Raw genomic sequence first — 25,102 nt, 5'->3', positions numbered from 1 at the left:
AGTCACTCTGCCTGTTGCTTGATGAAAACCCGTTTTCCTTTGTAACTGCCATCAACTGCTACGTTATGAGGCAACATGAATTCCCCAGTTGTTGAACACACCACAATATTCTTAGGCTGAATAGCATGATGAGAACGATGCATATTACGCCTTGACTTTGACTTTTTTCTTTTTGGAACTGCCAAAATTTCCTCCATTCTACTACAAAATACAATACATTAGTAACATGTTTTTTACAGGAAGTAAACAGGGATAGTAAAATAAGTAAGGTTTGCTTATGTAATTGAGTTCTATAGCTAAAGTGGCTCTACAATTTGAAAAACCGTCATTCCGCTACTCGTTAGCGCCGCGCACAACTGTACGAACGTTGTAGTTTGGGCCACCAGTGGGGTGTCATCCCAGTGCCCAGACACTGGGATCCAGAAAAGTTTGCTTGTAAACTAGCATAGAAAAACGTTTTCGATGAGATTATATGGAAAACTATATTCCAGCGTCACGCGCTGGAATGACACCCATTTGTTCCTATAGTTGTCTTTTCTCGTCTACCTTATTTTGCCACTCTGCTGAACAGATACTATATTACCATTTGTTCATACTTCTGTAAAGCAGAAAATTTTAGTGGGGCGAGCGACCAGGATCGAACTGGCGACATTCAGTACCACAAACTGACGCTCTACCAACTGAGCTACGCCCGCCAAGATATAAAATTTCTAACATACGAGCGCAAATAGTCAATTGATTATTTAAGCTACTCTCCTTTTGCAGAGGGTTTTAAGTTTAGCCAATAAATATTTTCATTGATACTTCTACTATTATAGTTAATTGTATTGATACTAATAAAGTAGTGGTATGTTTAAAAGTATTTTCACATTTAGTTTTTTTACGGCTATTTCAAGGATCTCAGGGTTAATAAGAGATGTATTGATTGCTACGGTTATTGGTGCAACCTCTCTTGCAGACATATTCTTTTCTTCATTTCGCTTTGCTAATTTATTTCGATCGTTTTTTGCAGAGGGAGCATTTACTACCTCATTCATACCATTATACTCAGCAGAATCACATGATAATAAAAAGGCATTTAACTTTGCAAGTAGTGTAATATCCATTACGTTTATTATCTTAGTAATTTTTTGCCTTATCATGCAAACTTTCTCTCCTTATATGATTCAAATATTTACTCCTGGCTTTGATCAAAGCAAGTTTGCTCTTACCGTTACGCTTTCAAGAATTATGCTGCCTTACATAATTTTTAGCTCAATTGCAGCACTTATTGGAGGAATGCTTCAAGTAAAGCAACACTTTGTTTCAACAGCTATTGCACCAATTATTTTGAACCTCTGTTTGATAATCAGTTTATTTATACCGTATATCGCAACTCCAGAATATAATCTTTCTATAGCTGTGTTGGTTGGAGGGGCCTTGCAGTTATTGCTGATGCTATTTAGCGCGCAGAAATTAAACACGCTTTTTTCTTTTAGTTTAGAATTGAGTGACAAAGTAAGGCTTTTTTTTAAACGTGTGGTACCCTCGATTATAAACCACTGTTTTATACAAATAAGTGTATGGATTGACACAATCATGGCGAGTTTTATACCAAATGCGGTGTCTTATATATATTATGCCGATAGACTAAATCAACTACCGCAGGGAATAATCGGCACTGCAATTGGTACAGTGCTTCTTCCTTTAATTTCAAAACAGATGAATAATACTGAAAATATAGTCAAAATACAAAGCAAGGCTCTCAACATAGGATTAATGTTAATTATGCCAATAACTGCTGCCTTTATCATTATTCCCGACACAATTTTACTTACGCTTTTTTCTTACGGCCGGTTTGATCATTATGCAGTGCAGCAAACTGTTCCCACGTTAATAGCATTTTCTCTTTCTTTACCTGCATTTATTATAAATAAAGTATTGCTACCCACATTTTTTGCTAAAGGCAATCTAAAAATACCAACTATGTTCTCACTAATGTGCCTTGGAATTAATGTAGTGCTAAACCTTTTGTTAATGAACGAGTATCAGCACACGGGAATTGCTATCGCTACTTCCGTTTCCACTTGGATAAACTCCATTCTATTAATTAGTTATTTAACAATAAATAAAATGTATAAGGTTAGCCAAGCGTTATTGTTAAATATCATGAAAATTTTTGTAGCAACGGCAGTCATGTCAATAGCCCTTTATATTTTTAATTCTTTGTTGGCAGGATTATTTTTTGATAAAATGTTGGCTCGTATTGTTTATTTAACGACTTTAATAGCTTTGAGTGTTATTGTTTATTTTGGTACTCTCTATTTAATATTTAGGGGAAATTTGAATAATTTGAAATATGTATAAACTAGATCTTTTGCTAAAGGAACAGCAAACGGTGTCATCCCAGTCTGGGATCCAGAAATTTTGCAATAGACAACAGATTCTAGGAGCATACGCTGAAATAATGCCCATGATGAAAATAAGATGGATCCCAGTGTCAAGCACTGGGATGACAGGAATAGGCACTGGGATGACAAGACGAAAGGATGCTGGAATGAGAGGTCTACTATGAGACTTTCTTTATATGCCATATTATCAATTTCTTTAGTATTAGTCCTTCTTCATGTTGCCGCAGTTTTTAAGGATTGGAGTGGCTACAAAGGATATGTTATAAAAGAGTTGGAGAGGACGTATGACGCTAAAGTGCATATTGGAGGAAAAGTTGAAGTTTCACTCATTACTCCAAAGCTTACTATTTATAATGTATATATACAATACAACGAAAATAAAGAGCAAAAGTTATCAGATTTAATTAGTGTAAGAAAAATTGAGGTAAAACCGTCACTCCTATCGTTGTTTTTATTTTCGTTGCAACCAAAGTCAATCACATTGTTTGGCATGAAAAGCAATAAAGAAAATTTACTTAATATTATAAATGCAAAAGCCAGTGGTAACACAGTCGATATAGTAATAAAAGACAGCCAAGTAAGTTTTAAGAGTGATTTCGCTGATATTGTTAACATAAAGGAGGTTGCTGTAAAAAAAAATAGGCAATTCTCTGGTAAAGTAAAGGTAGGTGATAATAATTACGATTTTTCAGGAAAGGTTAATATCACAAAAAAGAATGTATATATTAGTGTTGAATCAAATTTTGTAAATTTGCTATTTACAGGTAATAGAAATCAAGAAGAACTCCAGGGTAGTTTAACATTAACAATTAATAACAGTTCCAGTTCTGTGAGTGATTTAGCAAAAATCATTAATCTTAGCTTTCTTTCTTGTGTTATTCCTAGCGAAAATATCAAGATATCATCCAATATAAGTCTTAATGAAAGTGAGTTTATGGCAACTGACTTAAAAATTGATTCCAAAAGCATGCAAGCCAGTGGTACAATACAAAATGATAGAAAAGGCAATCACACTAATTTCAACATTAGCTTCAGTAAAGTTGACTTAGATTCCATACAAGACAATTCACAAAAAACAACGAATATAAAAGACCTTCTGGAATGTTTTAGAGCAGTTGTGCCAAAGAACTTGAGCTTAAATTTTAATATGGAAGCTTCTAATATTCAATATCAAAACAAAATATTGGACAATTTCCGTGCTGTACTAAAATCCACTGATGGCAAAGTAAAAGTTAATACGCTTCTTAAATTTCCTGGAATCAATAATATATCTTACTTATCAGGAGAGATCTCAAACAATAATGCCCTATCTGAATTCAACGGTGATTTGTTAGTAGAAGGAAATGATTTTGAGTCATTCATTTCATGTTTTTTCCCTTCTATAAAGATGAAAGAAAACCAGAAAAATCAATTTACACTAAGTTCTAAACTGCACCTTGCACCAAGAATATTATCTATCTCAGACATTAGATTGCTAAATAATAAGGAATCCTTGCAAGGGTCAATTAGAGTAAGTCACACAAAAAAACGCAGTGTGATTGATGGTGAATTTAGCATGCATAATCTTGATGCAGATAAATATGATCATTCATTATTTAGCAGTTTATCTAAAATGCAATGGCTGAAAAATTTTCAGTATGATGCAAATATAAAGGCCAGTGTTAATGACTTTACATTGAATGATACGAAAATTAAAAATTTGAATTTTTTGCTAAAAATGGAAAAAGGTAAGCTGGTTGCAGATAAAATAAAGCTATATGGAGAAGATTTCGATATTACCGGTAATGCAAAAATATTAGCAGATCAAAAATACGCCAAACCTTTATTAGATGTTAACCTTACGGGCAGTAAATTTAATGGAAAAATTATTACATTACCAAATTTAGTAGAGACGAAAAGAAATGAGATGGATCAAATTCAATGGTCAACAAAGCAGCTTGATTTTTTGGATGATAAAGAAGGTTTTGATGCAAACGTGCAAATCAAAACTGCAGAATTTAAAACCGAGCAGAATGTTTTGAAAGATTTTAATTTAGATGCAGTGATAAGAAACAACACTATCACTATCAGGCAGGTAAGTTACGTATTAGAACACGGGCAAGTGTTTTTTCAGGGTTATTTAAGATCAGATTCAATGCACACAAAATTTTCTATTGCAAATTTGGACACCAAAAAGATTGGTAAGGTTATAGGAATTGACAATGTAAATGGTCAGATAAGCTTAAGTGGTGAAATCAAAACTCAAGGAAAAAGTTTTCATGATTGGGCTAATAGCTTATCAGGAGATATAAATTTACAAGCGCAGGGAATAGAAGTTACTAATGTAGATTTCAATTCATTTATCACTAATTTGTTAAGCAGTAAGAATAAGTCTGAAATTTCCACACTTGCTTATGTTGATATATATAACGGTAAAACATTTTTTGAAAATATTAGCGGAAAAGCAAGTATTAAGAGTGGTATATGTTCAACTAGTTTACAATTCGGGATTGATCAAGCATCAGGGTCAATCTCTTCTAATTTAACCTTATCTAACTTCGCTTTAGCTTCTATATTCAGGTTCTTTTTCATCCCACCAGGTTATAGCAGTCCAGTCTATATAGATATGCATTTGGATGGCCCTATTTGGCGTCCTAAGATGAGTTTTGATGTAGACCAAATCTTCATCGCTCTGGTTGGCAAGAAAAATAGTTAATTTACTTAGATGTACGGTTTAGGAGACAATAGGCTTTTTGCATTACCTCCTGTCATCCAAGTAGCGTGACATACAACTGTACAAACATTGCAATATGGACATAGTAAACGATGTCACGAAAGTAGTTGACACTGGTTTCCATCCAAGAGCCAGTGCCTCTTTCTTGTCATCCCAGTGCGTGACACTGGGATCCAGGAATTTTATTAAGTTGGTAAGCATAAAAGTAGCCGTTTTATGTTAAAATACAACGTTTTGATGATTATGAAAAAGATAGATTCCAGTGTCAAGCACTGGAATGACAAGAAGAGGGTACTTGGATGACAGGAGAAGGAGGCATTGCCCTCCTGGTAGGCCCAAATCGCAATGTTCGTACAGTTGTGGATTCATTCGCGGTATAGATTCCGCTAACTAGTAGCGGAATGACGGTTTTTCAAATTGTCGGTAAATCTAAGCCAGTTTAGCTATAAGTAATAAACATCAAAACTTCAACTCAATTTATCACCACCCGGCAATGGTGGCAAGCCAAATGCTTCCCTTTTTTCATTGAGTGTCATGAAGCTTGCGTTTTCTACGTATTTCCACAACTTTTGCCTCTTTTCCATAAGAATTTCTATTGCGTCTTTGTCATATGACAAGCACAGATCTTCACCAAATCTTGGTGTCAGCCAAGAATTCAGGTGACAGATAATATTTTCTAGCGTTGGTAAAACCGTTTGCTCCCAAAGGGACAGGCGTGCTTCGACTAAATTGCTATAAGTGTTATCACCTGGTATGCCAAGCAACTGCGGCGGAACGCCAAAAGCCAGGGCAATATCACGAGCTGAACTGTGTTTGGACTCAATAAAATCCATATCCCTCGGCGATAGGCTCATCTCCTTCCACTCCAAGCCTCCTTCAAGTAATATCGGTCTTCCAGCATTAACAGGACCTGAATAATGATCATTTATCTGCGCTTTTAAGCGTTGGTACTGCTCTTGACTTAAACTTCCACCACTCCCGTCCTTTGCTGATTTCATAACTATTGCACCACTTGGTCTTGCTCCATTTTGTAGCATAGCTTGATTCCAAGCACCCGCCTGATTATGTTGATCTATACTGTACGCGGCTGCCTCAATTGGTGATAACCCATACCAATCATTCAAAGGGTTAAAGGTCTTTAGGTGCAACACTGCTGAACGTCCGGTTAGTTTATCAACTTTAAAGTCATAACTGTTGTTATTTATGGTATAACGATAGATATAAGGAACGTTATTTCTCCCTGGAACAATTTCAACCCTATCAACCCCAGTTATGGATTAACCAACGAAGTAAAGCTGAGAAATACAGGGCTTTTTCGATTGCATTGAATAAGAAATGAGGGTAGAAAAAATATGTACCAAGAAATTTACTGTGGATCTATGCCGAGTGTGCTCAAGTTCAAATTTGTTTTTTAGGCAGCCAAAAACCGTTTCAACAATCGATCTTTTCCCTAGTAAAATCTTCTCTTTCAGCGAAATCAGTGCATTTTTCATACCTTTTTTCACTTTAGTGACGAGTTTTAGACCTCTATCGAATAGTTTCTCAAAGAGCTCTTTCTTTATATAGCCCTTATCTCCAAACAAAAGTCCAGTTAGTTTTTTGGTTAGAGTTGGTACAGGTTTTCTGTCATCGACGTTACCTCTGGTTAGCGTAACACCTTGAATTTCACCTATTTCATTGATTACTACATGTAATTTAAAACCAAAAAACCAGCCGTAAGTATTCTTTCCTAACTCTGCTAATCCTTTGAAAACCTTATTTCTTGAGATTCTTTTTCGATGGCATACTGCTATTGAAGTAGAATCTATGTAGGAAATCCCGGTCATTTTTGCTTGTTCACAAAACCATTGCAAAAGTAATGCTAAATACCACAAAACTCGCGGCTTTAAGGCAATAAATCTGTGATATGAAGGCAGCTTTGAAAACTCTGATCTATAGAATAACTGAAGATAACAAAGATAAAAAGCCTTGAAGTTTTTACATGGTGATTTATGGTATAATAGGATTATGGTTAGAATTTCTGAGTGCGCTATTTCTGGTACTCTGGTTGGTTTTTTGCCGTTTGATAAGAACCTATTTGCAAAATTATCATCTACCGCACGACAAAAATCCTCGACGCAACAGTACAGTTCTGTAATATCTTTCTTCATGGGTAACCTCTTATTATTACTAAAATACTCGAGTTTACCCTGTTTCCCTCTTCTTAGTTATACTTTTATCTATTTTCTAATCCATAACTGAGGTTATCAGGGCGCAGAAGATAAAGCTCTGTTGGTGGTTTTCTATTGTTCTGCGATTCAACCATCAATATATAAGAATTGCCGTTAACTAACCGATAAGTTACAATTCCCTCAATAAATTCCGATTTTGATGTCATTGGATTAGGAGAATAAAGTAACTTTAATAATGGATGAACTTTTAATTGTGATTTCCCCTGATCAGTAAGCCGGCAGAGAGTAAAAGGTACCGAAGATGCAGCACTTGCAATCATATTGATTGCTCGAAAGGCAATAACATTTTTTATGTAACCTTCCTCAGCAAAACTTACATAATCACGCTTACTCCAACTTGGTTCCATCATTAGTTGCAAAGCAGAGTATTTACTAAATACTCTGCTTTTCTTTCTTTGAAAAATGTTGAAATTCATATGTGCCTCATGAAAGATGTTTAAAAGTTAAAAGTGTTTTAGATTCTGTAGTTAAACTAAGACATAGATCCATAGCTGTACGAACATTCATTTTTGAAGGTAAATTGCACAGCAAATGGTGTCATTCCAATGCTTGACACTGGAATCCAGAAATTTTGCTTATAACCGAGCTGATGAGCTAAAGGTAGTTGTCTTACGCTAAAACAAACGTTTTTAATTAAGTTACATAGAAGCTGGATCCCAGTGTCTGGGCACTGGCCCACTGGTGGCCCAAACTACAACGTTCGTACAGTTGTGGACATAGATCCCAGTGTCACGCACTGGGATGACATCATAGGAGCTGGATGACAGGAAAATGCTATACTAAAAAAAAAGAAATAGAACATGACAGAATGGCTAACATCTAACCAACTCATTGATTATAACTGTGCTGTAAAATCCATGGAAGAGAAAATTCAACAAATTCACAATAATTCAGCAGACGAATTGGTATGGCTACTTCAGCACCCTTCACTTTACACAGCAGGAATCGGTGCAACAGACGATGACATTGTTGAAAAACTATTTCCCATATACAAAACAGGCAGGGGTGGTAAATACACATATCATGGTCCAGGACAGCGCATTATATATTTAATGCTAAACCTTAAAAAAAGAAATAAATGCGACATAAAGCTGTATATTAGAGACCTAAGTAATTGGATCATAAATGTTTTAAAGCATTTTAATATACTTGGAGAATTTAAAGAAGATAGAATAGGTGTTTGGGTGAATAATAACGGAGTAGAAAAAAAAATTGCAGCTTTTGGTATCCGTTTAAGAAAATGGGTAACTTATCATGGCATAGCGCTTAATGTTTCTCCAGACCTCTCTCATTATAAGGGTATTATTCCTTGTGGGCTACAAGGTTATGGTGTTACATCAATGGAAGAACTAGGAGTGAAAGTTCTATTCTCTGAGTTGGATGATATACTAAAAAAAGAGTTTCATAAGATATTTTAATGATCATTTACCTTTTATATTTTATTTTCACTTTATGTGCTAATACAAGTATTTATGCAATTGATAAAGTTGATATTATTGCTCCTTCTTCCAAGGGAAAAGAATCAGATCTGACTACTATAAAAGAATATGTAAAAACTTTGGATTTTAATCCCCATATTTCGGAGAAAATATATAGTAATGATAATCCATTCTATTCTAACTCTGATGAATTCAGAGCAAATGATTTGGTTAGTGCACTAACTAATGATAGTAAAATAATTTGGTGTATCAGAGGAGGAGAAGGGGCTTCTCGGTTAATTCCCTATCTAGAAAAGTTACCCAATGATAAAAAAGAAAGGATTGCTCAAAACAAAAAAATCCTCATAGGCTATAGCGATATAACTGCCTTGCACATCTATCTACAAGTCAAATATGATTGGCAAACTCTTCATGGCACCATGATGGAAATGATAGTAAATAGCTCCGTTTCTGAAAGCTCTGTTGAAAAATTGAAAGAGTTAATTCTTAACAAGCGGGATTCTATCAGATTTGATAACCTAAAAATGATAAATAATGGCATTAGACTAAAGGATAGCAGATTAGAGTCTAAAATCATCGGTGGTAATATGACTTTAGTTGAAAATAGTATAGGAACCGCTTGGCAGGTAAGTGCAGAAGGCAAAATTCTATTTTTAGAGGACATAAGAGTCTACCCATATGCAATGGAACGCAGTTTAGATCACTTAAAACAAGCTCACATTTTTGATGAAGTGCAAGCGGTAATTTTTGGTAATTTTATCAACTCTGGTAACGATAATCTTGTTGAAGTTGTAAAAGAAAGGTTTGCAAAAAGTGTTAACTTTCCAGTGTTCACAGTTCAAGGAATAGGTCATGGGCATACAAATGACCCTTTACCTCTTAACACTCACGCTATTATTAGCGTTCAAGACGAAAAAGAAGGTTTGTTTTTTATGGATGTGCAGAATGTTAGCTAATCTTATAGCTAACGCGAGTTCTACGTCATACCGCCGCGCCGCTAACACGTAGCGGGATCTACGTCATACCGCCGCGGTATCTCAACCGCTAATATGTAGCGGGATACTTAACCGTCATACCTTAACATAGATCCCGCTAACAAGCAGCGGGATGACGAATCGTCAAGGTGTCATCCAAGTAGCCGACACTGGCAAGACGGCAGTGCTTCCTTCTTCTGTCATCCGAGTAGCCCTTCTCCTGTCATCCGAGTAGCCCTTCTCCTGTCATCCGAGTAGCCCTTCTCCTGTCATCCGAGTAGCCCTTCTCCTGTCATCCGAGTAGCCCTTCTCCTGTCATCCCAGTGCCCAGACACTGGGATCCAGGATTTTGACTGTAAACAAGCATACTATACAACATTTTCAATGAAACTGCCAAAAACTGGATTCCAGCGTCACGCGCTGACCTCTCTTACCCCAGTTATGGATTAACCAACGAAGTAAAGCTGAGAAATACAGGGCTTTTTCGATTGCATTGAATAAGAAATGAGGGTAGAAAAAATATGTACCAAGAAATTTACTGTGGATCTATGCCGAGTGTGCTCAAGTTCAAATTTGTTTTTTAGGCAGCCAAAAACCGTTTCAACAATCGATCTTTTCCCTAGTAAAATCTTCTCTTTCAGCGAAATCAGTGCATTTTTCATACCTTTTTTCACTTTAGTGACGAGTTTTAGACCTCTATCGAATAGTTTCTCAAAGAGCTCTTTCTTTATATAGCCCTTATCTCCAAACAAAAGTCCAGTTAGTTTTTTGGTTAGAGTTGGTACAGGTTTTCTGTCATCGACGTTACCTCTGGTTAGCGTAACACCTTGAATTTCACCTATTTCATTGATTACTACATGTAATTTAAAACCAAAAAACCAGCCGTAAGTATTCTTTCCTAACTCTGCTAATCCTTTGAAAACCTTATTTCTTGAGATTCTTTTTCGATGGCATACTGCTATTGAAGTAGAATCTATGTAGGAAATCCCGGTCATTTTTGCTTGTTCACAAAACCATTGCAAAAGTAATGCTAAATACCACAAAACTCGCGGCTTTAAGGCAATAAATCTGTGATATGAAGGCAGCTTTGAAAACTCTGATCTATAGAATAACTGAAGATAACAAAGATAAAAAGCCTTGAAGTTTTTACATGGTGATTTATGGTATAATAGGATTATGGTTAGAATTTCTGAGTGCGCTATTTCTGGTACTCTGGTTGGTTTTTTGCCGTTTGATAAGAACCTATTTGCAAAATTATCATCTACCGCACGACAAAAATCCTCGACGCAACAGTACAGTTCTGTAATATCTTTCTTCATGGGTAACCTCTTATTATTACTAAAATACTCGAGTTTACCCTGTTTCCCTCTTCTTAGTTATACTTTTATCTATTTTCTAATCCATAACTGAGGTCTCTTGGGCTCTTTTAGCCATAAATATTTAAGAAATTTACTAAACGGAAAAAAAGGCAAAAGAAGCCCCGTTGGTGACTAGTTATTTATATGTACTTCAAAATATTGGCGTTTTTTATTCTAAACGCTACGATTCAGCCGCTTTTAAATACAACTAACCTAAATTATAAACGTTAAGAAATTTACTAAGCAGAAAAAAAGGCAAAGAAAACCTAGGGTAGCTAGTATTCAAATTCTCCCTTGTTCTATTTGACGTCTTTTGATGTCTTAAACGCTTTATAAGCGCGTTTCGGCTTGTATAGGTAGAAACCCAGAAGTTTTATAAAGACATGAGGTGCACATAGTGCAAAAAATTAAGCATGATTTACGCCAAATACAAAGTTCCCTTTGTCGTTTTAATCTGCAGATTGCGAAGGTAAATAAATAGCTTCAGTTTTATGATAAGGGGGTTGGCGGAGTTTGTCAAGGAAGTTTTTCGTTTCTATGAGCCACCTGCTAACCGACAGCTAACATTAACTACCAATATCGTATCTGAAGAAGCCCCCTGGCCACTCTAAAAAATTTAATGCTGAGTACACTTTACTTTTAGCTTCTTCTACAGTGTTCCCTTTTGCTACTATATTTAGTACTCTTCCGCCATCAGAAACTAAGTTACCACTTTCATCCAATTTACTACCAGCATGAAACACCAATATACCAGGAATGTTTTCAATTTTATCTAACCCCTTAATTACTTCTCCCTTTTGGTAATCATTTGGATAACCTTTACTTGCAACAACTACACAAACTGTAGATTTGTTGTTAAGTTCCACCATTTTGACATTTAACTTTCCTTTTGCAATTGACAACATCAATTTTAACAAATCGCAATTTGAATCAAATCTAGGTAATATAGATTGCGTTTCTGGATCACCGAATCTAACGTTATACTCGAGAAGTTTTGGGCCATCTTTGCAAATCATTAAACCAGCAAAGAGTACTCCTTTATAAGGCGTACCCATGTTAACCAATGCTTGAATTGTAGGGTATATTATTTTTTGGATAATTTTTTGCTCCATGTCCTTACTTATAATTGAAGGTGATGAGTACGACCCCATACCTCCAGTATTTTGGCTTTCATTACTTTCATCAACTCTCTTATAATCTTTTGCACACCCAAGAGTTACTACTTTCAACCCATCAATAAGAGCAAAAAAACTTACTTCTTCTCCAACTAAAAACTCTTCTATGATTATTTCTTCACCTGATTCACCAAATTTTTTCTCCACTAGCATTGAATTTATTGCTGAAAAAGCTTCGCTTTCTGTATTACATATAACCACCCCTTTTCCTGCTGCAATTCCATTTGCTTTCACTACAAGTGGAAACTTTATTTTATTGCTACGTACAAAATCTTTAGCTAACCCTTCATCAACAAAACACTCGTACTTGGCAGTTGGTATACCATATCGTTTACATAGTCCTTTGGTGAAAGACTTTGATCCCTCAAGTTTTGCAGTTGCTTGACTTGGAGCAAAAACATTTATTCCCTCTGCAACTAAATCATCAGCAAGCCCATCAATTATTGGTTGTTCAGGACCAATAACAACTAACTCTATATTTTCTCTCTTGCAAAATTGTGTAACATCCACTGAATTTTGAATATTTACATCCACAAGAACTCCCAAATTTTCCATGGCCGAGCGACCAGGAGTTACATATAACTCAGTCAAGATAGGAGATTTTTTTAGAGCCCAAAGCAGGGCATGCTCACGTCCACCAGAACCTATAACCAGAACCTTCATCTTTATTTCCTCGCTTTTCTATATGTCAAAATTATTATTTGCTTATAACAGTATCATTACTCATGTATTTTTGCAACACGTTTGGTATTGCAATCGACCCGTCAGAATTTTGATAATTCTCCATTATGGCAATAATCGTTCTTCCTATAGCTAAAGCTGAGCCGTTTAAAGTGTGAATATATTTTTTCATCTTTTTATCAGTTTCTGAAGAGTATTTAGCGTTCATCCTTCTTGCTTGAAATGCACCACAATTTGAGCAACTTGATATTTCTCTATATTTCTTTTGCTCAGGTAACCATACCTCTATGTCATAAGTTCTTTGTGCAGCAAAACCCATATCACCACTACAGAGTAGCATTACTCTATACGGTAATTCTAGTTTTTTTAATATCTCTTCAACAATACTCGTCATGCGCTCAAGTTCATCGTTTGATTGGTCTTCAGTTGTAATACTCACCAATTCCACTTTACCAAATTGGTGTTGCCTTATCATGCCTCTCGTGTCTCGCCCTGCGCTGCCTGCTTCTTTACGAAAACACTCTGAATACGCAGTAAAGCGAATAGGCAGTTCTTTTTCCTCTATTATTTTATCAGCAACCAAATTTGTTAAAAACACTTCACTTGTGGGAATCAACCTCAATTCGTCGGTAGTTAAATACGAATCGTCAGAAAATTTCGGTAGCTGACCAACATTATACATAGCCTCGTTTTTCACCAAAGCCGGGTGGTACACCTCAGTATAGCCAAATTCATTAACATGCATTTCAAGCATACAATTTATTAGCGCTCGTCCAAGCTTAGCTAACTGTCCTTTTAATATCGCAAATCTTGATCCGGAAATTCTCGCCGCTTGTTCGAAGTCCATTAAACCTAACTTTTCTCCGAGTTCATAATGAGATTCTGGTACAAAATCAAATTGTCTTTTTTCTCCATATTTTCTCACCTCTAAATTAGAGTTCTCATCTGCGCCTATTGGCACATCCTGCGCAGGGATATTCGGCAAGTTAGATAAAACATTCACTAACTTATCCTTTTCTGCTTGCTCTTTTAAGCTGATTGCCTCTACCTCATTCGTGATGTTTTTTGATGATTTTATTTGCTCTTCACAGGGGCTCTTGCTCATTTTAAGCTTCTTTATTTCCTCTGTGATTTCATTGCGCTGCCTATTTAAATCTTGCAATTTAGTGGTTAATGACCTTTTCTCGTGATCAATTTCTAATACCTCTTTTGCAGTAAACTCTCTTATCCCCCTGCTTCTCATTGCCTTTTCAAATCCTTCAGGGTTTTTGCGTATATATTCTATATCATGCATATATTGTGCTATTACTAACATTATTACTGTACTCCAAAAGCTCTGAATACTCAATATTTTCTCATACTACTAAAATTATTATGGTTGGTTTTTTTGTTAGAATTTGTTAAAATTTAATTAACTTAGCGTTCATAGGATGTAGTATGTTGGGCATCACAGAAAAATATAATCAATTTAAAGAGAGCACTTACTTTGCTGGTGGGAAATTCGTTATCTACGCTACTTGTGTATGCCTAGCAGCCACATTTGCTGTTGGCTATTTGGGGTTGATAATAGGATTCCCTCTATTGACCTTTCCACTTGCTATGCTAATTTCTCATCCTGTGATTTGGATTATAATGGGAGTAGTTCTTACAGCAGCATACGAAATGGTTGTTAAACCTTTATTTTACTTAGCGAAGAACTATATTAATGGAAAAAGAGCTTCAAAGGAAGAAAAGAGTAAGAAAGCAGAGATTAAGCCACAAAAATTACAAAAACAACCTGAAGAAAATCAAGAAAGGCCAAAAACTCCAGATAGGGATAGCGGTGTTGTACCAGATGGCACGGAAAGCCCAGAGAATAGAAGTCGTAGAAATTCTGATGCTTCAGTAGATAGTGGTTTGGGTGGTAAAGAGTTTCATGAAAATTTACAAACTCTTGTGCATCAGACAAACAGAAAAAACTATACTTACTGGTTAGATGATAATGACATTACACATATTGCAAGAGTTGTATATGGGTACTCACAAAGTGAATATAGTAATAATAATGTCTATTTTCGTGCCCCTAGCTATTCTAATGGTTGGGACGAACTCACAAAAGAATTTCTTCAGAATTATAGAGGTGAATTCAAACAAAATTCTAAATTGATATTTACTTCGGTTCTTCATATTAACAACAATCATTGGGTAACTTTGGTTATTAAACCTGATGCAGGTGATAAAAAATTTAGAGCTTATTACTGTGACTCATTTGGTAATCAATTGCCAGATAATGTGCTAAATATTGTTAAAAGAGAACTGCAAAAAGAGAAATGGGTATTAGACATAAGAATTTCCCCAACTAAGCAGCAAAGTGACGGGTATAACTGTGGAATATTTGCGTTAGAAAATGCTCATAAAATTACACAAATGCTTAACGAAGACAAATCATTTGACGAAATTGACAAAAAGTTATCAGAATATAAATTTGATTTGAATGAGAAAAGAGAAGAATTTACAAGAGCGCTTATGGAAGATGAGAAATGTAAGGAAGATCTAAGAAATCGTAAGCGTCCGCCAAGGACGAAAACATCTCAGTCTTCTATTTCAAGGGAGAATGCAAGTTTGTGTTCATTACGTAATCAATGAAAAATTACCATTGACCTTATGCCCCTCCAAATAGGAAATTTGACGATTGATTCTCCGGTAATTTTAGCGCCAATGTCTGGGGTGACTGATTATCCGTTTAGAAGTATTGTGAAGAAACTTGGTGCAAGTTTGTTAGTTTCAGAGATGATTGCAAGCAGAGCTATGATTATGCAAACTCGTCAGAGTCTGCAAAAAGCAAAAGTCGATGAATTAACTGCTGTGCAGCTTGCTGGATGCGAGCCGGATGTAATGGCAGAAGCTGCAAAACTAAATGAGGATATGGGTGCAAAAATAATAGATATAAATTTCGGTTGTCCTGTTAAAAAAGTTGTAAACGGTTATGCAGGATCAGCGCTAATGCGTGATGAGAAAAAAGCCGCTGAAATAATTGAAGCTGTAGTCAAGGCAGTGAATGTGCCGGTGACGGTGAAAATGCGCACTGGATGGAACGATGAAAATCGCAATGCTCCGCGTTTAGCAAAAATTGCCGAGGATTTAGGAGCAAAAATGATTACTGTGCATGGAAGAACAAGAGCGCAGCTTTATAATGGTCAAGCAGATTGGAAATTCGTTAGAAATGTTAAAGAGCAAGTGAAAATTCCAGTTATAGTAAATGGCGACATTAAAAATTTGAGTGATATTCAAAGTGCTCTTAAAGAATCCGGAGCAGACGGAGTGATGATAGGTCGTGGTGCCTGCGGTAAACCTTGGCTGATTAATCAAGCAATGAATTTTCTGAATGGAAGCGAAACTTCTGAGCCAACAGCTTCAGAGAGATTAAACATAATACTCGAGCATTACGACAATATTCTTGAGTACTATGGAAATGACACGGGAATAAAGATGGCCCGCAAACACATAGGTTGGTACAGTTGCGGGCTTCAAGGCTCATCTGAATTTCGCGTGAGAGTAAATAACATGACAGACAGCACAAAAGTGAAAGAAAATATTATTGGCTTTTTTGGTCAAGAGAAACATTAGCTGTACTCAATTCGACTGATCATATGCCACTACGCTCTCTTCCTCACCAGAGTGTAAATGACAATTATTATCCATAAACCATTTCTCGTCATAAGTTTCAATATCAAAATATTTTTCATATTTATCTACATTATCACAGAGTGAAAGTGCTCTGACCTTATTCATAATCAAACCTGTACCAGCAGGAATTAATCTTCCTACTATAACATTTTCTTTTAATCCACTTAAAGGATCACTCTTCCCGCAGAATGCTGCTTCTGTAAGTACTTTTGTTGTCTCTTGGAAAGAGGCAGCAGAAATAAAGGAGCTAGTTTCAAGACTTGCCCTAGTAATCCCCTGCAGAATAGGAAGATAATGAGTAGGCCGTTTGCCAGAGTTACTCATAGCATCATTTTCTCTATCAACTTCCAGCTTGTCAATGCTTTCGCCAACCAAGTACATAGTGTCACCAGGATCAGTAATTTCCACTTTTTGTAGCATTTGTTTTAAGATCACCTCTAAATGCTTGTTGTCTATACGAACACCCTGCAATCTATAAACTTGCTGTATTTCAGAAATCATATAGTGCGCTAAAGCTTCTAACCCAAGCACACGTAAAATATCATGGAGATCAGGGTCACCATCCATCAATAGATCACCTTTACGTACAAAATCACCTTCATTGACTATTACATGCTTACTTCTTGATACCAAATATTCAACTGGAGAAATTTGTTCATCTACAGGTTTAATTAATATACTGCGTTTTCCTCTACGGTCTTTTTCAGAAAACGCTACATAGCCATCTATCTCACTAACAATAGCATGCTCTTTAGGACGACGTGCTTCAAATAACTCTATAACCCTCGGTAAACCACCAGTAATATCACGAGTTTTAACTGACTCTCTTGGTGTTCTTGTAATAACATCACCTGCATGAACCTTCTGACCATCTTGTACATTGAGCACTGCACCAATTGGTATAAAATAACATGCTTCAACGCCACTTGCGAGTGTCATTACTTTACCATTATCGTCAAGCAGCACAATACGAGGACGTAAATTAGCTCCACCAGAATGCAATTTCCAGTCTTTTACTACTTTGCTTGATATTCCTGTAGATTCATCCATCACTTCAGTGATCGAAATTCCATCTTTTAAGTCCTGATAAGACACTGTACCAGTCTTCTCCGTGATAATAGGCAATGTATAAGGATCCCATTCCGCAACTTTATCGCCAATTTTTACTGACCCACTCTCATCTACATAAAGTTTAGCGCCATAAGGTATACTGTGCTTCAACTTCTCACTACCAAGGCTATCAATCAACACGACTTCACAGGAACGGCTTATCACAATTTTATTTCCGTTTCTATCTATAATTATATTACTATTGTTTAACTTTATTTTAGCATTAATAGAAGCTATAATATTCGAGGATTCAACGCCTCTAGTCATTACTCCACCTATATGGAAAGTACGCATCGTTAACTGAGTACCCGGTTCTCCAACGGATTGAGCAGCTATAACACCAACTGCTTCACCTATTGAAACAACTTTACCAGTTGCAAGGTCTCTTCCATAACATAAAGAACACACACCAGGACTTATTTCACAAGTTAAAGGCGATCTAATTTTTACAGCATCAAGACCTGCAATGCTGATTTGCTTTACTTTATCCTCATCAATTAATTCCCCTGCTTTTACTAATAATTCTTTTGTCACTGGGTTATATATATCATTTGCGGCTGTTCTACCCAGCACAACACTCTCTAGAGATGCAACTATAGTACTTCCTTCAACTGTAGCTCTCACAACAAGACCATTTTTTGTTTTACAGTCATGCTTTGTAACTATGCAATTTTGAGACACATCAACTAAACGACGAGTTAAGTATCCAGAGTTTGCAGTTTTAAGCGCAGTGTCAGCTAAACCTTTACGCGCACCGTGAGTAGAATTAAAGTACTCAAATACGTTCAATCCTTCACGGAAATTAGAAATTATAGGTGTTTCTATAATCTCACCAGAAGGTTTGGTCATGAGCCCTCGCATTCCTGCTAGCTGTTTCATCTGTGAAGTAGAGCCCCTTGCACCAGAGTTAACCATCATATACACTGAGTTGTACTTACTATTTTCATCATATATAGATATTGCTTTTAACATATCATTAGCTATCATATCCGTACACTTAGACCATTCATCTATAACCTTATTATACCTCTCACTTCTAGTTATTAGCCCATCTTGATATTGCATAGAGAATTTCTTAATTTCACCCCTCGCGTGATCAACATGTGTAGCTTTAGTTTCAGGTATAACCATATCACAACGACCAAAAGAAACACCAGAAAATGTGGCATACTCAAAGCCAAGTACCATTAATTTATCAGAAAATGCCACTGTAGCACTTTGACCACAGTTACGATATACTAAATCAACTATACCAGTTATTTCCTTGACTGTTAATATCTGATTTATTAGATCGAAGCTTAGATTCTCATGCTTAGGAAAAATCTGCCATAATATTAAACGGCCAGGAGTTGTACAAACAGTTTTATAGTGAGTTTCACCGCTGCTATTAATATACCCCATCCTATACTTTATACTAGAATGAATATGCAAAGTACCATCACTCAAAGAATGCTCAACTTCACAAAAAGCACCAAAAGATGGTAAATCATCTTCCTTAGGTTCTTGTAAAGTCAGATAATATATACCAAGTACTATATCTTTACTAGGAACTATAATCGGTCTGCCATTAGAAGGACTTAAAACGTTATTAGTAGACATCATCAACACTCTAGCTTCAAGCTGAGCTTCCAATGAAATTGGCACATGCACTGCCATTTGATCACCATCAAAATCAGCATTAAACGCCGTACAGACAAGCGGATGAAGCTGTATTGCTTTGCCTTCAATAAGGATTGGCTCAAAAGCCTGAATACCAAGTCTATGTAGCGTAGGCGCTCTATTCAACAAAACAGGATGCTCTTTTATTACCTCTTCAAGCATATCCCAAACTTCTGGTTTTTCTGCTCTTATCAACTTACTAGCAAACTTAATAGTTGGAGCCATACCATACATCTTAAGCTTTGAGTAAACAAAAGGTTTGAATAGTTCAAGAGCCATTCTTTTTGGTAATCCACACTGATTTAGTTTCAAAGTTGGACCAACAACTATTACAGAACGTCCAGAGTAGTCTACCCTTTTTCCTAAGAGGTTCTGGCGAAAACGACCCTGTTTTCCTTTTAACATATCACTAATGGACTTTTTATATCCAACAGCACCAGCTTTATTTACCAAAGTATTACGACGACTATTATCAAAAAGAGAATCAACTGCTTCTTGTAACATCCTTTTTTCATTACGAATCATAATCTCAGGAGGATTTAAGCTCAATAATTTCCTCAACCTGTTATTTCTATTAATGATAGTCCTATAATGATGATTCAGATCAGAAACTGCAGGTCGACCACTCTCAAGCGATACCAAAGGACGCAAATCAGGTGGTAAAATAGGTATAGTTGTAAGTATCATCCACTCAGGTCTATTTCCAGATTTAATGAAGTTTTCAATAATACGCAATCTCTTTATAATTTTCTTTCTTCTTATCTCAGAAGCAACAGACTCTAACTCTAGTCTTAAATTCTTTCTAATTTCATGTAAATCAAGACGCGTTAGCAACTCTCTTATAGCTTCAACACCTTGCATAGCTACAAAACTATCGATTCCATAGCTATCTTTAGCTTCATTATAAGCTTTTTCACTAATAATCTCACCTTTTTCAAAAGGCGAAACAAGAGGATCTATCACGATATAATTATCGCTATATAAAACATTCTCAATATCTCTGAGAGATATATCCAATAATGCCCCAATTCTTGAAGGAAGCGATTTCAAAAACCATATATGAGCAACAGGAGATGCAAGCTCTATATGACCCATCCTTTCTCTTCTTACTTTAGAAGATGTAACTTCTACTCCGCATTTTTCGCATATGCGACCTCTGTGTCTTCTTTTTTTGTATTTTCCACATAAACATTCATCATCATTGACAGGGCCAAAAACCTTAGGACAAAATAATCCACCTTTCTCAACTTTGAACGTACGATAATTTGCAGTTGAAACATCTTCTATCTCACCACAAGATATACGTTTAATACTTTCAGGGCTAGCAATCGATATGCTAACCTCATTAAAAGGTTGCGCAATGTTAGTGTGAGATATATCTTCAATCACTACATCATTTTGCTTTAAATCTACATTTAAACATAAAGAACGTAGTTCTTTTATCATCACATTAAAGGATTCAGGAATTCCACATTCAAAATTACTGTCACCTCTTATTATCGATTCGTAAATCTTCACTCTACCATTAATATCATCAGACTTCACAGTTAACATTTCCTGCAAAGTATAAGCAGCACCATAGGCTTGTAATGCCCAACATTCCATTTCACCAAAACGCTGACCACCAAAATGAGATTTTCCTCCAAGAGGTTGTTGAGTAACCAAACTATAAGGCCCTACTGAACGCGCATGAATTTTACCATCAACCAAGTGGTGCAACTTAAGCATGTACATGTAACCAACTGTAACCTTGCGGTCGAATTTATCACCACTGCAACCGTCATATAATACAGCTTGTCCAGAGTTATCCAAACCAGCAAGTTCAAACAATTTTGCTATTTGTTCATCTTTTGGACCTTCAAATACAGGTGCAGCAACAGGAACACCATCACGTAATTTGCGTGCAAATTCAATGAGATTATTATCACTAATATTACGAATATCATTACAGATAGATACGTTACTGCCACAGCTATAAATTTCAATAAGGAAGTTACGTAAATTGCTGTATGAACTTTTACAAGAGTTCATACAGTTCTCTACTAATGCATTCAACTCATCATTTAGTGCATTCTTATTAGGTGTATTTAAAACAGAAGCCGTTATTTCATCATCATCAATATTTTCAATTTTTTTATTATCAAGGTATGCTACTGCAAATTGTGTAAAATTATCATCGTTAAGGGACCTAATTCCCTTGCAAAAAGCACTTTTAATTTTATTGATCTCATCGAGAATATTACTTACCTTTTCCCCTAATTTTCTACAAGCCCAACCTACATGTGTTTCCAGTATTTGCCCTACATTCATTCGTGAAGGAACACCAAGAGGGTTAAGAATAATATCAACAGGAGTACCATCTTCCAAATAAGGCATATCTTCCACTGGCACAACTCGAGAAATCACACCTTTATTTCCATGTCTACCAGCCATTTTATCCCCTGGCTGCAGACTATGTTTTACAGCAATGAAAACTTTTACTGACATCGACACACCTTGAGGCAGGTCATAACCTTCATGCAATTTTTCTACTTTTCGCTTAAACTTTGCTATTGCATGTGATAATTTTTCATCAAAATCTTTTTTTAAGCTCTTAACTTGCTCAGAAATGGATTGATTTTTTAATCCTATACCCCACCATTGCTCACGTTCAATAGAATCAAATTTTTCTCGATCTTGAGAGCCAGAATTAATAAGAAGTTTCTTCAGTTCATCATAGAAATATTCACTAGTAACATTGATTATATAATCTCGCTCTTCCTCAAAGTCATTTACCTCTTTTTGTTTGATGAGCAGTGCCCTTTCATTTTCTTCAACCCCCCTGCGTGTAAAGACTTGTACATCAATTACTGTCCCTTCAACATCCGGAGATGTATATAAAGAAGAATCCGCACAATCAAATGACTTTTCACCAAAAATTGTCATTAATAACTTCGTTTCAGGAGGCAATGAAAGAGAAGGTTTAGGTGTAACTTTACCTACCAAAATATAGCCTGGACCAACTCTTGTACCAATTTTCACTATACCACTATCATCCAAGTGATATAGATTTTCTTCATTAACACCAGGTATAGCACGAGTTATTTTTTCTGATCCTAAAGGGGTATCATGTACAACACAGTCAAATTCTTCTATATGAATAGAAGTAAAGAGATCTTTTTTAACAACTTCACTAGAAATAATAATAGAGTCTTCAAAATTATAACCTTGCCAAGACATAAAAGCGACTAGCAAATTTTTACCAAGCGCCAGCTCACCACTGTTAATTGCAGGACCATCAGCTATTACATCACCCTTTTTAACATAATCACCTACGCACACTAGTGGTCTTTGATTAATACAAGTATTATGGTTAGAACGCTGAAATTTCCTTAGATGATAAATATCTACGTCCAAGTAATTAACCCTTTCTTTATCAAAAGCACGTATAACTATAGAGTTACTATCAGAACTATCAACTATGCCATCGCGTTTTGCTAGAACCACAGCACCAGAGCCAGAAGCTACAAAAGACTCCATACCAGTAGCAACCAGAGGAGCGATAGGCTTCAATAAAGGTACGGCCTGACGTTGCATATTTGAGCCCATTAATGCTCTATTAGCATCATCATTTTCTAAAAATGGAATCAAGGAAGCCGCAACTGATATCACCTGCTTAGGAGATACGTCAATGTAACTCACCTGATCACTACTTACCATAATGAAACTACCAGCATATCTACAGTATAGCATGTCATCAACAAAGCAATTATTTTCATCGAGCTTTGCGCTGGTATCAGCTATATAATATAAACCTTCATCTATGGAAGACAGATACTCAATTTGATCAGTAACAACCCTATTAACTACTTTTCTATAAGGACTTTCAATAAAACCATATTTACTAATACGCGCGTATATAGCTAAGCTATTGATTAACCCTATATTTTGCCCTTCAGGAGTCTCAATAGGGCAAATCCTTCCATAATGAGTTGGATGAACATCACGCACTTCAAATCCTGCCCGTTCTCTTGTTAAACCGCCAGGACCTAACGCAGACAACCTTCTTTTATGTGTTATTTCAGATAACGGATTAGTCTGATCCATAAATTGAGATAATTGAGAAGAGTTGAAGAAATCTCTTAAGACATTAGTTAACACTTTTGGATTAATAAAATCAGATGGAGAAACTTTATCTAAACTAGAAGTGGACATAGAATCAACTATTGCGCGTTCCAATTTCAATAACCCAGCTCTAAATTGATTTTCTATAAACTCTCCAACTGATCTTACTCTTCTATTTCCTAAATGATCAATATCATCTACAGATCCTTGACCGTCACGTAACAATACTATTTTTCTCACAACTTCGATAATATCTTCATACGTTAAAACAGTTAAATCCTCATCATAATTTAATCCAAGGTAAGAATTAAGTTTCAATCTACCAATGTTAGACAAATCATAATATTCCGGATTGAAGAAAAGATTACGGAAAAACTCCTCTACTATCTCTAAAATAGGAACTTCACCAGGACGCAAAACTCTATATATTTCATATAACGCATCCTGATAAGACATGTTTTCGTCTAAGAAAAGCGTATTTAATATATAAGGTCCAACAGATACATTATCTATGTTCAATACTGATATTTCATCCACAGACAATAACTCAAGCTTCTTTATGTCTTCCAGCTTTATAGATTCACCAGCAGATAAAATTTTCGTAGAGCTAGCACTATCCGTTAAATCTTCTGCGAGGAATAAACCACATATAGAATTAAAAGGAACCAGATACTCTTTCAATTCACTATCATATAGCTTTTTAGCTAGTCTTGAAGTAATACGAACGTTAGCTTTAAGCAGCACATTACCTTCAATATCCATTAAGTCGAAAGGCAGCCTCACTCCTTTAAATTTATCAGGAACAAAAGGCACTTTCCAACCATCTTTATGTTTTACATACTTTATTTTCTCATAAAATCTATTGAGTATATCATTATTTGATAGACCTAACGCCTTTAACAAAACTGAGATTGGCAATTTTCTTTTTCTATCAACACGAAAATACAGATGGTCTTTAACATCAAATTCAATATCAAGCCAAGAACCCCTATAAGGAATAATTCTAGCAGAATAGATCAATTTACCAGAATTGTAAGTTTTTCCCTTATCACTATCAAAAAATACACCAGGAGACCTATGCATTTGTGAGACGATAACTTTTTCCACACCATTAATGATGAAAGTGCCCTTATCAGTCATCATAGGCAACCCACAAAAGTGGACTTCCTGCTCTTCTATAGATTTTACAACGGTTGCAAGTTTAGAATGATCTCCACTCTCTTTAATCGATTTATATTCATCAAGAGAAATACCATCTTGCATAATAACAAGACGTATAGAAGCAATAACCTGAGCAGAAAAAGTTATACTACGCTTTATACATTCAGATTCATCATACTTAGGATCATCTACCCTACAACTTATAAACTCGATAGCAGCCCTGCGCAAAGGATCATTTATTGGAAAGATTGTATGAAAGATAACTTCAAGTCTTTCATTACCCTTATTCTTAGGAGTAAATGAACCATACGATTCTTTTTGAACCTTAACCAAATCCAATAAAGAATCTTTTAAATCAATCGACCTAGAATAAGAAACTCTAGGAACAAAAGCACCAGAAGCGTACATATAAGAAGAATCAACCATTAAAATACCCCAAAC

13 protein-coding genes, 1 tRNA gene and 2 pseudogenes are annotated in these 25,102 nt (G+C 35.8%); 7 read left to right on the top strand and 9 right to left on the bottom strand.

Annotated elements, in window-relative coordinates:
* Positions 1–2: 2 nt before the first annotated feature.
* Positions 3–185, bottom strand: a complete 183-nt coding sequence (rpmF, locus tag NBW39_RS02710; protein ID WP_065094662.1) for a 50S ribosomal protein L32 — start codon at positions 183–185, stop codon at positions 3–5.
* Positions 186–619: 434 nt separating this feature from the next.
* Positions 620–695 (bottom strand) — tRNA-His (locus tag NBW39_RS02705).
* A 154-nt stretch (positions 696–849) separates the two neighbouring features.
* Here NBW39_RS02705 and murJ point away from each other — a divergent pair.
* The 3 genes from murJ to NBW39_RS02690 are packed head-to-tail and all read left to right on the top strand — an operon-like array spanning position 850 to position 5,085.
* Positions 850–2,346, top strand: coding sequence for a murein biosynthesis integral membrane protein MurJ (murJ, locus tag NBW39_RS02700; protein WP_250295541.1), 1,497 nt, complete (start codon positions 850–852; stop codon positions 2,344–2,346).
* Positions 2,339–2,554 (top strand): hypothetical protein, encoded by a 216-nt coding sequence (locus NBW39_RS02695; protein WP_250295540.1) that lies wholly within the window; start codon positions 2,339–2,341, stop codon positions 2,552–2,554. Before murJ ends, NBW39_RS02695 begins: the two co-directional genes overlap by 8 nt.
* On the top strand, positions 2,551–5,085 hold the full coding sequence (locus tag NBW39_RS02690; protein WP_250295539.1) for an AsmA-like C-terminal region-containing protein: 2,535 nt from the start codon (positions 2,551–2,553) through the stop codon (positions 5,083–5,085). The genes NBW39_RS02695 and NBW39_RS02690 overlap by 4 nt, the downstream gene beginning before the upstream one ends.
* A gap of 485 nt (positions 5,086–5,570) precedes the next feature.
* Here NBW39_RS02690 and NBW39_RS02685 read toward each other — a convergent pair.
* From NBW39_RS02685 to NBW39_RS02675, 3 genes and pseudogenes are all read right to left on the bottom strand, one after another.
* A pseudogene (locus tag NBW39_RS02685) lies at positions 5,571–6,365 on the bottom strand (phage portal protein); the annotation flags it as partial.
* A gap of 15 nt (positions 6,366–6,380) precedes the next feature.
* The gene (locus NBW39_RS02680; protein WP_250294632.1) at positions 6,381–7,253 is read right to left on the bottom strand and encodes an IS982 family transposase; all 873 of its coding nucleotides are present in this window, start codon (positions 7,251–7,253) and stop codon (positions 6,381–6,383) included.
* A gap of 89 nt (positions 7,254–7,342) precedes the next feature.
* Positions 7,343–7,750, bottom strand: a pseudogene (locus tag NBW39_RS02675) (phage portal protein); the annotation flags it as partial.
* A gap of 384 nt (positions 7,751–8,134) precedes the next feature.
* Between NBW39_RS02675 and lipB the strand changes: the two are divergent.
* Positions 8,135–8,752 carry a lipoyl(octanoyl) transferase LipB gene (gene lipB / locus NBW39_RS02670; RefSeq protein ID WP_250295301.1) on the top strand — a complete coding sequence of 206 codons (618 nt, stop codon included), beginning with the start codon at positions 8,135–8,137 and terminating at the stop codon, positions 8,750–8,752.
* Positions 8,752–9,729 (top strand): LD-carboxypeptidase, encoded by a 978-nt coding sequence (locus tag NBW39_RS02665; RefSeq protein WP_250295300.1) that lies wholly within the window; start codon positions 8,752–8,754, stop codon positions 9,727–9,729. The genes lipB and NBW39_RS02665 overlap by 1 nt, the downstream gene beginning before the upstream one ends.
* 464 nt (positions 9,730–10,193) lie before the next feature.
* Here the strand turns inward: NBW39_RS02665 and NBW39_RS02660 are convergent, their stop codons facing one another.
* The 3 genes from NBW39_RS02660 to serS form a co-directional block, all read right to left on the bottom strand.
* The gene (locus NBW39_RS02660; RefSeq protein WP_250294632.1) at positions 10,194–11,066 is read right to left on the bottom strand and encodes an IS982 family transposase; all 873 of its coding nucleotides are present in this window, start codon (positions 11,064–11,066) and stop codon (positions 10,194–10,196) included.
* 605 nt (positions 11,067–11,671) lie between these two features.
* Positions 11,672–12,943, bottom strand: coding sequence for a phosphoribosylamine--glycine ligase (purD, locus tag NBW39_RS02655; RefSeq protein ID WP_250295537.1), 1,272 nt, complete (start codon positions 12,941–12,943; stop codon positions 11,672–11,674).
* 34 nt (positions 12,944–12,977) lie between these two features.
* Complete coding sequence (gene serS, locus NBW39_RS02650) at positions 12,978–14,255, bottom strand: serine--tRNA ligase (protein WP_250295536.1); 1,278 nt, start codon at positions 14,253–14,255, stop codon at positions 12,978–12,980.
* A 143-nt stretch (positions 14,256–14,398) separates the two neighbouring features.
* Here serS and NBW39_RS02645 point away from each other — a divergent pair, with 143 nt between their 5' ends.
* Together NBW39_RS02645 and dusB are read left to right on the top strand one after the other, a co-directional pair.
* A complete protein-coding gene (locus tag NBW39_RS02645) occupies positions 14,399–15,586 on the top strand; it encodes a Ulp1 family isopeptidase (RefSeq protein ID WP_250295535.1) in 1,188 nt (395 codons plus the stop codon).
* Positions 15,587–15,604: 18 nt separating this feature from the next.
* Positions 15,605–16,567: a tRNA dihydrouridine synthase DusB gene (gene dusB / locus NBW39_RS02640; RefSeq protein ID WP_250295534.1), complete on the top strand. Its 963-nt coding sequence runs from the start codon at positions 15,605–15,607 to the stop codon at positions 16,565–16,567.
* Between the two features lie 6 nt (positions 16,568–16,573).
* Here dusB and NBW39_RS02635 read toward each other — a convergent pair whose 3' ends face one another.
* A complete protein-coding gene (locus NBW39_RS02635; RefSeq protein WP_250295533.1) occupies positions 16,574–25,087 on the bottom strand; it encodes a DNA-directed RNA polymerase subunit beta/beta' in 8,514 nt (2,837 codons plus the stop codon).
* Positions 25,088–25,102: the final 15 nt, after the last annotated feature.

The organism is Wolbachia endosymbiont of Oedothorax gibbosus (assembly GCF_936270435.1).
Lineage (GTDB): Bacteria > Pseudomonadota > Alphaproteobacteria > Rickettsiales > Anaplasmataceae > Wolbachia.
Note: the sequence above shows the minus strand (reverse complement) of the source record. Positions and strands in the feature narration are given on the sequence as shown.